The organism is Anaerococcus sp. HMSC075B03, assembly GCF_001815585.1.
GTDB lineage: Bacteria > Bacillota > Clostridia > Tissierellales > Peptoniphilaceae > Anaerococcus > Anaerococcus vaginalis.
In genome coordinates this window covers 33,370-46,432 of the sequence record NZ_KV821178.1, presented here as the reverse complement: position 1 = coordinate 46,432, position 13,063 = coordinate 33,370, and the positions used below count along the sequence as shown (strand labels likewise).

Sequence of the window (13,063 nt, the reverse complement as noted above, 5' to 3'; positions counted from 1 at the left end):
TTGGAGTGATTTAATGAAAAAAGACCTAAGACGTTATTTTATAAATAACAGAAAAAAAATCCCAAAAAACGATAAAAAAAATTGGGATGAAAAAATAAAAAATAAACTTATATCAAGCGATTATTATAAAAATGCCAAGTCGATTTTTATTTATTATTCAACTGAAGATGAAATTGATACAAAAAAAATAATAGAACAAGCATTTTTAGATAAAAAAGAAGTTTATATTCCAAAAATCACAGAAAAAAATCAAATGAAAGCAAGCTTGCTTAGATCATTTGATGATCTTATTGATGGAAAATACAAAATAAAAACTTCAAAACTTGAAACAACAAAGGAAAAAATAGACCTTACCATAGTCCCAGGACTTTCCTTTGACAAAAATAAATTTAGACTTGGCTACGGCGGAGGATTTTATGATTATTACATAAAAAATCATAAGTCCTTTTACGTCGGTTTATTTTACCAAATAAATAAATCTTACAAATTAAATTTTGATAATTTTGATCAAAAATTAGATTTAATAATTACAGATAAAAAAATATATTAAAAATCCTAGCAAAAGCTAGGATTTTTTGAGTGTTTATAAATGAGTTTCTTTAATTTCTATTTATTTTTTGGAACAAGTTTTTCCATTCCGCCCATATACATTTGTAATGGTTTTGGAATTTTTACTGATCCGTCTTCTTGTAATAAGTTTTCTAAAAATGCAATTAACATTCTTGGAGGAGCTACTACTGTGTTATTTAATGTGTGAGCAAAATAATTTCCTTTTTCTCCTCTTAATCTTATTTTAAGTCTTCTTGCTTGAGCATCTCCAAGATTTGAACATGAACCTACTTCAAAATATTTTCCTTGTCTTGGGCTCCATGCTTCAACGTCGCAAGATTTTACTTTTAAATCTGCCAAATCTCCTGAGCAACATTCAAGTGTTCTTACAGGAATTTCTAATGATCTAAAAAATTCTACTGTATTTTTCCATAATTCATCGTAAAATTTCTTTGAATCTTCTGGTTTACAAATTATAACCATTTCTTGTTTTTCAAATTGGTGGATTCTATAAACTCCACGTTCTTCAATTCCGTGAGCTCCAACTTCTTTTCTAAAACAAGGAGAATATGATGTCATTCTTAGTGGCATTTCGTTTTCATCTGTGATTGAATTTATAAATTTACCAATCATTGAGTGCTCACTTGTTCCGATTAAATATAAATCTTCTCCTTCGATTTTATACATCATATCTTCCATTTCAGCAAAGCTCATAACGCCTGTAACAACGTCAGATCTAATCATAAATGGTGGAATGTGATATTCATATCCCTTGTCAATCATAAAATCTCTTGCATAAGAAAGAATTGCTGAATGAAGTCTTGCAATATCTCCTTTTAAATAATAAAAACCTGCTCCTGATGTATCTCTTGCAGAATCTAAATCAATTCCATTAAAACTTTCCATAATATCAACGTGATAAGGAACTTCAAAATCTGGAGTTACATTTTCGCCAAATCTTTCAATTTCTACATTTTCGCTGTCATCTTTTCCTATTGGAACTGAATCGTCAATTATTTGTGGGATAACTTGCATTTTTTCTTTTAATTGGTCTTGGAATTTTCTTGTATCTTCTTCGATTTGAACAAGTCTATCGTTAATATCAGAAACTTCTTCTTTTACTTTTTCAGCTTCATCTTTTTTTCCTTGGCCCATAAGAGCACCAATTTGTTTTGAAGTTTTATTTCTTTTTGCTCTTAAATTGTCTCCCTCTGTTTTTACATCTCTTAATTTTTCATCAAGCTCGATTACTTCATCAACCAAAACTAATTTTTCATCTTGAAATTTTTTCTTGATATTTTCTTTTACGAAATCTGGGTTTTCTCTTACAAATTTTATGTCTAACATATTTCCTCCTAATTTTTTTACAATAAAAAAATCTCATCCCAAAAGGGACGAGATTATCGCGGTACCACCCAATTTAATGAAATAAATTCATTCACTTTAAATTTATAAGCTCAAAGACGGATTCATTAACTTTCACCAAAGATTTTCACCAACCATCTTCTCTCTAAAGGTTATTTTTAATTACTACTTCTCATCACAGCTTTATTCAATTAATAGTAATATACTTTTATTTTTATTTTTTTCAAACATTAACAAATTTTTCAATAGCAATTTGAGGAAGTCCAATATCACAAACTACAGTTTTATCCCTAAAATAATTATCTTCATAAAGACCTTTTTTTAAAATTTGCATACAAACAATTAAGTCGCTATCAACGTATGTGCCATAATTATTTTCGCCATTTGCATCAAAACCTGATGGCAAATCAATTGAAATCGTGTAGATATTTTTTTCATTTATCAAATCAATTATATTTGCATAAATTCCAGAAACAGGTCTATTCAAACCAGTTCCAAATATTCCATCAACAATCGTATTTACCCTATCAAGATTTTTTCTTAAAAAATTCATATCTTCTATTGTTTCAATCAAATAAATATTTTCTGTAAGATTTTTACAAGCATTATAATTTATTATAAAATCTTTGCTTGCCTTGTTTTTATTTCCAATAATATAAATATCACAATCTTTAGAAAGGGCAAGTAAATTTCTTGCAAGAGCAAGTCCATCTGCTCCGTTGTTTCCACAAGAAACAATAAGAGCAAAAGAGTGTCTTATATCAAGATTAATATTTTCCATCACAGAAAGTGCTGCTCTTTCAACCAAACACAAAGATGGAATTTTAATTTCATTTATAGCGTAACTGTCAATATTTTGCATGGTTTCACGATCTACTAAAAGCATATTTTACTCCTAAAATAAAAGTCTTAAATCTTCTCCAAAAATTTCCATTACGTCACTTGAACCAATAATTCTTGAAAAAATCCTATCTCCATAAAACTCCATTAGCTCATCTTCAGAATAGTTTGATGAAAAAATAATTGGTTTTTTGTTAATCATCCTATCATTAACAATTTCAAAAAGATTTGATTCATTAGAATTTCTGTCATTTTCGCTTCCCAAATCATCAATAATTAAAAGATCTGATTCAAAAATCAAATCATATCTTTCTTTTAATTCCTCTTTTCTTTCAGAAAAGGCATACAAATAATCATTCATAAAAGAAAATAATTTTGTAGCTGTAAGATAAAGAACAGAATAATTTCTATCCAAAATTTCCTTGGCAATAGAATTTATCAAAAAAGTTTTGCCCCTTCCAACATCTCCAAATATATAAAGATTTTTATAATTTTTTGAGAAATTTTCAACATACGTTTTTGCATCATTTTGAATTCTAATTATGTTTTCGTAGGGACTAATTGGATAATCTTTGTAAAGATTTTTAGAATATAAATTTGCGTTAAATGTTCTAAAATTTTCTCTTTGAACAAGCCTACTAATATTTGATTGGGAATATTTTTTCTCTATTATAAGTTTTTTTCTACACCTACAAATTTGTGTATTTACAAAACCTGTATCCTTACATATATCACAATGATAATGGATTTTTAAATAGTCTTTTGGGTAAGAATTTTCAAGTAAAATTTCTTCCTTTTGCCTATCAAGCTCTTTTAATTTTTTCTTTAATTCATCTACATTAATTCCTTCTTGAGCCTTTGTTATTGCCATTTGCCCAAGCGATGCAATAGTTTTGTCAATGACTTTAATTCTTGGAAATTTTTCATAGATTTCTTTTTTTCTTTTTTCTTGATCTTCTTTATTTTTTATTCTTCTTTTTTCAATTATTCTTGAAATATTGTCATTGGGACTCATCTTATATCCCCTCCTTCAAGAATTTTTTTAAATCTTTCTTCCCTAGCCTTTTGGGCATAAGATTTTTCATTTGGATTTTTATTTTTTGACCTATAAACTTTTTTTGCACTCTTATATTTTCTTGGAGATTTTTCTCTCATTAATTTCGCTCTTTCTTCTTTTATTTTTAAATCATTTAAGGAAAAAATACTTTGATCTCTCCAAGTTTTTAAAAATCCCATTACATATTTTACATCAACATTATTTACTTCTTTTGCTTGCCTAAAAGCTTCTGTAACAAGCTCAGGATCTTGTTTATATTCATCTAAAGTTTCGTGAATCCTCCTAATATCTTGTGGAGTAAGCTGTCTTTGAATAATTCTTTCAACCTGATTAAACATTACAGATTTTCTTTTTGAAGTATCAAGCATATTTTCGCTTGCATTTGCCTTTGAATTTCCAAAATAAGCTTGTCTTAGAGAAATTATTTCAAGATAAAAAGTCCCATCGCCCCTATCTTTTTTCCTAAATACTCCCATATTTGTCCAATATGAAATTATTTCGTTCATTTTTTCATCATCAAAGGCAAGTTGTCTTTTTATTTTTTCTAAATCAACTTCTCCACTAGATTTTAAATCCTTATATAAAAGCAAAAAAACTTTTAGGCTATCTCCGTCTGCCATGGGTACGTATGTATTTAAAAACATATTTTCAAATGATGTTTCCCCCATATCCAAACTTAAATTTTGAATTTTAAATTCCAAATTATTACCTTCCATCTTTTCTTATTTTCATTTTTGTAATAAAACTATAAATTTTGCCATTTTTCATTAAAAAATATTTATCGTCAGGATATATTTCTTGGTTTTCAAAAATTTCTATTGTATCGCCACATTTTTTAAATCCTAATTTTTCATACAAAGAAATCGCTCTTTTATTAAAATTATTTACATCAAGATAAAGTTCATTAAATTTTAAATCCTCAAAATAATAATCAAGTAAGATTTGCATAGCCTTAAAACCATAACCTCTTGAAGTATATTGTGGATCAAAAACAATTCCCAATTCACTTTTTCTTAAAATCGGATTATAATTTTTTAGACCAATAAAGGCAATAAAACTATCATCGTCAATTTTTCTTACTGCAAAATATCTTTTCCTATAAATATTTACATTCATAAACCAAACTTCGCAATCAATTTGAGAAAAATTTCCATAATTATAGCCTTTTAATCTTTCATCCTCATTCATTGACCATTTTCTTAAATCATAAGCATCATCTAAGTCTAATTTTTTTAAATATATCTTATCGTCTTTTCCAATTATTTTCATTTTATTTTTCATCATGACTTAGGTCTTTAAAAGTTGTGCATTGTTTGTGGAAAAATAACTCCATAAGACCAGTTGGTCCATTTCTGTGTTTTGCCAAAATAATTTTTGCCACATTAGGATTATCATCTACGTCATAATAATCTTCCCTATACAAAAGCATAACAACATCAGCATCTTGCTCGATTGCTCCTGATTCACGAAGATCTGATAAAATCGGCTTGTGATCGGATCTTTTGTCAGCCTCACGAGATAGTTGGGCAAGTGATAAAACTGGGCAATTTATTTCTTTTGATAAAGATTTTAAGCCTCTAGAAATTTGCGCAATTTCTTGTTGCCTATTATCAAATCTTCCTTCCCCAGTCATAAGTTGCAAATAATCAATTACAATTAAATCAAGTCCTTCTTCTGCCTTTAATCTTTTACATTTACTTCTAAGCTCTGACAAAGTAATTCCTGCAGTTTCATCGACGTAGATTTCTTTTTCTTTTATTTTTGTAATTGCATTTATAATTTCAATCCACTCATCAGCTTCCAAATTTCCTGTAATAATTTTTTCAAGATCAATCATAGAAACCATAGAAATTAATCTTTGATTTAATTGATAAGTTGACATTTCTAATGAAAAAAATGCAACTGATTTGCCAGCGTTTGCTGCATTCCATGCCATAGTAAGACCAAGAGCAGTCTTTCCCATTGCAGGTCTTGCTGCAAGTAAAATTAATTGGGAATTTTGAAGACCTGACAGTTTATCATCAACGCTTGAAATTCCTGTCGTAACTCCAGTTATTTTTCCTTCATTTAAACTTAAAAGTTCAAGTTGCTTTATTGTTTCATCCATAGTTTCAGAAACTCTTACAAGGCCCTTATCAAGATTTTTTTGGCTTATTTCAAAAATTTTTGATTCTGCCATTTCTATAACTTCTTTAGCATCTTTTTTTTGCTCGTAAGATTTTCCAACTATTTCATCACACGCACCGATTAATGCTCTAAGGAGAGCTTTTTCTTTGACATTCTCACAGTATTGATCCATATTTGGAGTATAAAATGAGGAGAGTGTTATCTCTACAATAAACTGCTCTCCTCCAACTTCCTCCAAGATGTTTTCTGATTTTAATTTTGATATAAGACTTACTTCATCTATTTTTATATCTTTTTGATACATATTAACTAAAGTCTTATAAATTCTTTGGCATCTTGAATCATAAAACTCATAAGGCTTTACTAATTGTATAGCCTGATCTATGGTTTCACTTTTTGTAATTATACAACCAATTATGGCCATCTCTGAAGAAATATCACTAGGCATTTGCCTAAGATTTTCTTCCATTATTCTGCCTCAACCTTCACTTTTAATTTTGCAGAAACTTGTTGGTAAAGCTTAATTGTAACTTCATAATCTCCAAGTGAATCAATGTCAGCCTTGTCGATTTTTTTCTTATCTACTTCAATATTTTTTTCATCAAGAGCTTTTTTAATATCCATATTTGTAATAGAGCCAAATAATTTTCCATTTTCTCCAGCTTTTACCTTGATTATAACTTCTGTTTTTTCAATTTTTTCTTTATTTTCCATTGCAGCTTTTATGTTTTCATCTTCTTCTTTTTTTAGTTGTTTAAGATGCTCATCAAGCTTTGCTAAATTTTCTTTATTTGCTTCTACTCCAAGATTATTTGGTAAAATATAATTTCTAAAGTAACCTTGCTTTACATTTACAACTTCGCCTTTTTTGCCGATTTTTTTAACATCTTCAGTTAATATTATCTTCATTTTTTTCAACTTCCTCCTCTAAATATTCTTTTATAGCTTTTTTAAGCATAATCTCTGCTTCTTCTATACTCATATCAAGTTGGGTTGCAGCTGAAGTTAAATGTCCTCCTCCGCCAATTCTTTCCAAAATTAATTGAACTGAAATATCTCCCAAACTTCTTCCTGATATATGGATTTTATCATTCGATCTTGTTAAAACAAAACTTGCTTTAACACCTTTTATATTTAATAAATCATCAGCAGCTTGACTTGCAATTAAAGTTGAGCCATCCATTTCTCTATTAAAATGACCTATTGCAATAAAATCATTTACAACTGTCGAATCAGCTATTACTTCTGATTTGTATTTTACTATTTCAAAATCATCTTTGAACATTCTTTTTATTATAATTGAATCTGCTCCCCATCTTTTTAAAATTGATGCAGCTTCAAAAGTTCTTACTCCTGTTTGATAAACGAAATTTTTTGTATCAACAGTAAGTCCTGCAAGTAAAGCCTCTGCAACTGGAACTCTTGCCTTAAATGATTCATCAAAATAATTTAAAATTTCTGTTACAAGCTCGCTTGCACTTGAGGCATAAGGCTCAATATAAGAAATTGTTGCATTTCTTATATAATCATTTCCCCTTCTATGATGATCAATTATTACAATTTGTTCTGTCCTATCTATTAATGATGGAGCTTCTGTAGAATTTTTTCTGTGATTGTCTGTTACTATTACCAAAGAGCCTTGATCCATTAGTTCCAAAGCTTTTATTTCTGTAACAACATTTTCTCTAAAGCCTTCCAAATCTTCAACAGTTCTATTGTAAATATTTTCTATTGGTTTGTTTACTTCATTTAAAACAAAATAACATTCCTTACCAATACTTTTTATTCCTTCATAAATTCCAAGAGCTGATCCAAAAGAATCCATATCTGGATTGTTATGTCCCATAACAAAAACTTTTGATGATGTTTCTACCATTCTTTTTAAAGCTTGAGATATAACACGACTTCTTACTTTTGAAATTTTTTCTGTTGCTTTTGATTTGCCACCAAAATATTCGTAATTATCGCCTTCTTTTATTACAACTTGATCGCCACCACGCGAAAGAGCAATATCTATTGAAATTCTAGATTCCTCGTAAATATCAATAGGCTTTGAGCCTGATAAACCTACACCAACAGAAAGAGTTGGTTGGATAGAATTTCCTTTTTTTACATCTCTTACCAAATCTAAAATTTTAAATTTACTATCATAAATTTTTTTGTAATCATCATAATGAATCATTACCATGTACCTATCATTTTCGTATTTTCTTACCATGGCACCAAATTTTTCAAAATAATTCATTATAATTCTATCAATTTCTCCAGTTAGAGATGATCTGTCACTTGCCTTTGTAGATTGTCTTAAATCATCAAAGTTGTCAATATACATTGTCAAAACAACAAGGCGTCTGTCTTTAAATATTTTTTTGATATTTTCATCAGATGTATTATCAATTCCATAAACAAAAGTAAGCTCATCATCAAATTTTTCTCTTTTTATTGTGGAATAATAAAATTCATAAACCTTATCGTAAATATCAACAGTTATAGGATCCGTTGATTGTTTAGAAAAATCTATTTGGCTAAAATCTGTTATAAAATTATTTACACTTTTCCCTATTAAATTTTTCGCCTCAAACAATTCCTTAAAATTAGAATTATGCCACTTAATTGTTTTTCCATCTTCCAAAATAACAATAGGAAATGGCATTTGAAATACAACGTTTTTAGTTATTTCATCAAAAGAATAATCCAACTCATCAATATATGCTTGGAAAAAATCCTCATTATTATCATCTATTTTTCTAATATAAAAATATAATAAAACTACAAGGATAAGTCCTATAGTTGCAAAAATTTTCTCATAAAAAAACAAGATTATCGAAATAATTAGAGGTAAGATTAGTATAAAAATATAATTTTCTTTCGTAAAATACCTTAATTTTTCCTTCATGCTATCCTCGCTTTTCTTCTTAAATTCAAAAATATATCAATAAAACCTATTGTTGCTATAATATCTGATATGTAAGCAAACAATATAAATAATAAAAACCAATTAATTATTCTTGCTACTTTGCTTTTCTTTAGTGATACAAAATAATCAATAAGCAAAACTCCATTTAGAAAAAATAATAATTTAAAAGCCATAATTGAATTTAACAAAATAAATTCATTTGAAAAAGATAAAATTTTACATAATATTACTGAAATAATTAGGCAAATAAAAATATCTCTTAAATCTTTTATATCAATTCTAATTGTGTTAATTCTTCTTAAATCCCTTATATTTTCATTTTTATAATTCAAATAATTTCTAACAAGTTTTAGTGAAATCATGCTGTAAATCAAAGAAAAGAAAATAAAAACCAAAGGTATTGCTTTAAGACTTTTTCTTATTATTACTTTATTTATTTTGAAATTTTGATCTTTAAATATTTTTTCCGTTGCATCTACTAAAAAATTAAAATTAATATCTGACTTAGAGTAAAGATACCCAATAATTGTCAAAGATAAAACCGAAAAAATTATAGTAAGTACTTTCAAACTATACTTATCAGTTTTATTTTTCTTAATTAAATCATATAAAACATTTCCATAAATTATCATAGGAGACATTAAAAAAATAGTCATCCTTATATTTAAAATTGCAGAAAATAAACCTGTCGTAAATAAAAATATCATTTTATTTTTATCATTTAATTCCCACAATTTTATGGCAGTAAAAATTGGAATAAAAAATGCAAATACCAAAAAACGCGTTGATAAAAATGCTAAAACAACATTTATTAAACCAAAAATTATTGCTCCTAATTTTTTATTTTTCTTTAAATAATCATTCATAAAAATCCTTTCTATTTTTTAGGATGTTTATCACATAGATTATACGATTTTTAGCAAAAAAAAGCTAACCCAAAAAAATCAAAACAAAAAAATAAAATAATTTAAATTATTAAGCAGCCATTTCCATTAAAAATTCAATATTTCTCCTTATTTTTATTTTTTACTTATGGTATATTAAAATTAAGAAAAAGGAAATGATAGTATGGAAAATAATAAAAAAATAAGCCTCAGCATTCTTTCTGATATTCATATTTTGGCAAGATCTTTGATGGCTAATAACAAAGAATTTAATATGGCTATAAAATATGACAGAAAATTTTTGGTTGAAGGCGAAGGGCTTTTAAAAAAAGCATTAGAGCTTGCAAGTCTTAATGATAGCAAATATATAATAATTCCTGGCGATTTGACAAAAGATGGAGAAAAAAAATCTCATCTAGAAGTTAGGGAAATTTTAAAATCTTGGACCTATGAAAATCCACAAAGAAATATATTTTTAATTCCAGGAAATCATGATATAAATAACAAGCAAGCTTTTGACTATAAAAATCTAAAAAAAACTGATTATATTGAACCTAGAGAATTTTTTGAAATATATGATTTTTTATACAAAGATAAGGTTTTGGAATTTTATAAAAATTCTAATATTTTTAAATCTCATTTAGATTTTGTAAATAAAAAATTTAACAGAGATTTTAAATATTCTTATTATTGCCAAGGATATGGCTCTTATCTTGCAAGAATTGATAATAATTTAGAAAATAAAAATTCTCTAACTTTACTTTTTATTGACACTTCAATTTATTCTTGTGATTATGAACAAAATCATAAGGATGGCAAAACAAATGTGGTTGGAGCCCTTGATAAAAATGTTATGAAATGGGCGATTGAAAAAATCGATGAGGCAAAATGTAGAAAAGATATGATTTTTGTAATATCTCATCATGCTTTTATTCCAAATTTTAGAGATCAAAGACTCGTCTTGGGACCTTTTATAATAAAAAATTGGAAAGAAAAATATATTGACGATGATCCTAGAATAAATGATAAGCTTCCAATTGAAGTTTTGGCAGATATGGGCGTAAAATTTTTATTTACAGGTCACCTGCATGAAAATGGAACTGCAAAATATAAATCTGTTTTGGGAAATGAAATATTTAATATTCAAACTGGCTCAACCGTAACCTATCCTCTTCCAATAAGACACATTAATGTTTTGGATGATATAGAAGAATTTAATGGATTTTCGGTTGATTTAAAAACTCAATTAATCAAATCTTTTTCTTACGAAAATTTATCAGGAGAAACCATAAAAATAGAAAATTCAATTGCATACGCTCTAGAAAATCAATTATCACTAAAGGATGTTTTGTTTAATTACGTTCATTCCATGGCAAAAAATCCTATGATTTCTGAAATGAATATTAAAAAATTTTTAATTGATAGGATAAACACAGCTTTAAAAATAAATCTTCCAAAAAAAGGATATATAGGAGAAATTTTAAAATTTTACAAGGATAAATTCCCAATTCATATTGAAAAATTAGGTTTTATAAATATTTTTGATGCAGATGGGGAAATGTTTATAAAAATTGATTCATACAGGTCTCACGCCATAATAAAAGCAAAAGATTTGGAAGAATGTCTAGAGATTTTGATTGAGCAATTTGAAGAAAAAATAATGACAACAGACAATATAATTTATTATTATGATAAGCTTATGAAAAAAGGTATTTCTATGCCAATTTCAAAAGACGGACATAGCTTATATGATTTTTCAAATTATATTTACCAATACAAGGCGCTTGATGAAAAGACAACTCCATCTTATGTAGTTGAATTTATGGCAAAATTAAATAATCCAAATTATTCAATAACAGACCAAATAATTGATTATTGCCAAGATGAAATTAATGAAATTTTTGAATTTTTAACAAAAAATATAAGATTTGAAATTGATGGTTCAAAAGATAAATTTTTTAATAAATTAGTTTCTATAAAGGGAATATTTTTTAATAGTTTAATTAAATATTTAAAAAGAAAATCAAATAATTTGTTCGACCTTCTAACTTTTATTTCCAAATTTATTTTGAAAAAAAGAAGAGTTGAAGGCGTCGACCTTGCAAAATATATAGTAAATTATAAAAAAATCACAAATATAAAACAAAATTTAGGTAAAAAAATGCTCGGAAGAGCAAATCTTAGATCATATATAATAGATTTAGTAAAATCAATCAACAACGAAGTAATTGAAACTTACGAAAATGAAGATTTAAATGAAAGAGATCATTATTTTTCTTATGTGGAATACGAAGATGAATAAAAAATGGGGCTTTTGTAGAAATAATTTAATCCTACAAAAGCCCCTAATTTTTTTAATTAAAAATCAGATAAATCTGCTTTTCTTTTTTCAAGGAAAGCTGTCATGCCTTCTTTTTTGTCGTGAGTTTCAAAAGTTGATGCAAAAGTGTTTGCTTCTAATTGGATTCCTGTGTGGAGGTCAGATTCTACTCCAAGATTTATAACTTGTTTTGCAAGTGTTACTGCATAAGATGCTTTTGAAATAATTTTTTCTGCCATTTTTGTACAATAATCAATTAATTCTTCTTTTTCAACTACGTGATTTACAAGACCAATTCTGTAAGCTTCGTCAGCTTTTATAGAATCTGTTGTAAAAATTAATTCTTTTGCAATTCCTTTTCCAACAAGTCTTGGAAGTCTTTGAGTTCCACCAAATCCTGGAATAATTCCAAGACCAACTTCTGGTTGACCAAATAGAGCATTCTTAGATGCAACTCTAATATCACAAGCCATAGAAATTTCACAACCGCCGCCAAGAGCAAAGCCATTTACAGCTGCAATTGTAACTTGTGGCATTTCTTCAAGCATATTAAAAGTTTCATAGGCAAGCATACTCATAGCTCTTCCTTCTTGTGGTGTAGCATTTACCATTTCAGAAATATCAGCACCAGCTACAAAAGATTTTTCTCCGCCACCAGTAAGAATTAAAACTTTTACATCTTTTCTATCTCTTATATCTGAAAAAGTTTCATTTAATTCTTTTAAAGTTTCTGAATTTAAAGCATTTAAAGCTTTTGGTCTATCAATAGTTACATAAGCAATTTCATTTTTTACATCTACTTTTACGTTATTCATATTTTCTCCTTTAAGATTTTTTTAAAAACGCTTTCTATAAATTCATCTTATAACATTGATTAATTTTTGTCAAGCAAATATAGTAAATAGAATTATAATTTCATTTGAATATTTTTAAAATTTTGCAAATAAAAAATTCCCTCATTGGGGAATTTAGATTGTTGACAAAGTATACAAATCCTCATGCTA

12 protein-coding genes and 1 other annotated feature are annotated in these 13,063 nt (G+C 27.2%); of the genes, 2 read left to right on the top strand and 10 right to left on the bottom strand.

Annotated elements, in window-relative coordinates; all coding sequences use genetic code 11:
- Positions 1 to 13: 13 nt before the first annotated feature.
- Entirely contained in the window at positions 14 to 550 is a 537-nt protein-coding gene (locus HMPREF3045_RS03340) for a 5-formyltetrahydrofolate cyclo-ligase (protein ID WP_070737055.1), read from the top strand.
- Positions 551 to 606: 56 nt separating this feature from the next.
- On the opposite strand, the gene serS is transcribed toward HMPREF3045_RS03340, so the two are convergent.
- The 9 genes from serS to HMPREF3045_RS03295 all read right to left on the bottom strand — a co-directional run bounded on the left by serS (position 607) and on the right by HMPREF3045_RS03295 (position 9,721).
- A complete protein-coding gene (serS, locus tag HMPREF3045_RS03335; protein WP_070737054.1) occupies positions 607 to 1,896 on the bottom strand; it encodes a serine--tRNA ligase in 1,290 nt (429 codons plus the stop codon).
- A gap of 40 nt (positions 1,897 to 1,936) precedes the next feature.
- Positions 1,937 to 2,102: a binding site (T-box leader), on the bottom strand.
- Positions 2,103 to 2,137: 35 nt separating this feature from the next.
- Entirely contained in the window at positions 2,138 to 2,800 is a 663-nt protein-coding gene (locus HMPREF3045_RS03330) for an NAD(P)H-hydrate epimerase (protein WP_070737053.1), read from the bottom strand.
- Positions 2,801 to 2,809: 9 nt separating this feature from the next.
- Positions 2,810 to 3,769 (bottom strand): ATP-binding protein, encoded by a 960-nt coding sequence (locus HMPREF3045_RS03325; protein ID WP_070737052.1) that lies wholly within the window; start codon positions 3,767 to 3,769, stop codon positions 2,810 to 2,812.
- Complete coding sequence (locus HMPREF3045_RS03320) at positions 3,766 to 4,527, bottom strand: DnaD domain-containing protein (protein ID WP_004839125.1); 762 nt, start codon at positions 4,525 to 4,527, stop codon at positions 3,766 to 3,768. The genes HMPREF3045_RS03325 and HMPREF3045_RS03320 overlap by 4 nt, the downstream gene beginning before the upstream one ends.
- Positions 4,517 to 5,080 carry a GNAT family N-acetyltransferase gene (locus HMPREF3045_RS03315; RefSeq protein WP_070737148.1) on the bottom strand — a complete coding sequence of 188 codons (564 nt, stop codon included), beginning with the start codon at positions 5,078 to 5,080 and terminating at the stop codon, positions 4,517 to 4,519. The genes HMPREF3045_RS03320 and HMPREF3045_RS03315 overlap by 11 nt, the downstream gene beginning before the upstream one ends.
- Before the next feature lies 1 nt (position 5,081).
- Complete coding sequence (gene dnaB / locus HMPREF3045_RS03310; protein ID WP_070737051.1) at positions 5,082 to 6,407, bottom strand: replicative DNA helicase; 1,326 nt, start codon at positions 6,405 to 6,407, stop codon at positions 5,082 to 5,084.
- Entirely contained in the window at positions 6,407 to 6,847 is a 441-nt protein-coding gene (gene rplI / locus HMPREF3045_RS03305) for a 50S ribosomal protein L9 (protein WP_026074017.1), read from the bottom strand. Before rplI ends, dnaB begins: the two co-directional genes overlap by 1 nt.
- Positions 6,828 to 8,834, bottom strand: a complete 2,007-nt coding sequence (locus HMPREF3045_RS03300; RefSeq protein WP_070737050.1) for a DHH family phosphoesterase — start codon at positions 8,832 to 8,834, stop codon at positions 6,828 to 6,830. The genes rplI and HMPREF3045_RS03300 overlap by 20 nt, the downstream gene beginning before the upstream one ends.
- On the bottom strand, positions 8,831 to 9,721 hold the full coding sequence (locus HMPREF3045_RS03295) for a DUF2232 domain-containing protein (protein WP_070737049.1): 891 nt from the start codon (positions 9,719 to 9,721) through the stop codon (positions 8,831 to 8,833). The genes HMPREF3045_RS03300 and HMPREF3045_RS03295 overlap by 4 nt, the downstream gene beginning before the upstream one ends.
- A gap of 202 nt (positions 9,722 to 9,923) precedes the next feature.
- Here HMPREF3045_RS03295 and HMPREF3045_RS03290 point away from each other — a divergent pair, with 202 nt between their 5' ends.
- Positions 9,924 to 12,041, top strand: coding sequence for a metallophosphoesterase family protein (locus tag HMPREF3045_RS03290; RefSeq protein ID WP_070737048.1), 2,118 nt, complete (start codon positions 9,924 to 9,926; stop codon positions 12,039 to 12,041).
- A gap of 56 nt (positions 12,042 to 12,097) precedes the next feature.
- Here the strand turns inward: HMPREF3045_RS03290 and HMPREF3045_RS03285 are convergent, their stop codons facing one another.
- Positions 12,098 to 12,874, bottom strand: coding sequence for an enoyl-CoA hydratase-related protein (locus tag HMPREF3045_RS03285; protein ID WP_004839134.1), 777 nt, complete (start codon positions 12,872 to 12,874; stop codon positions 12,098 to 12,100).
- Positions 12,875 to 13,063 lie beyond the last annotated feature (189 nt).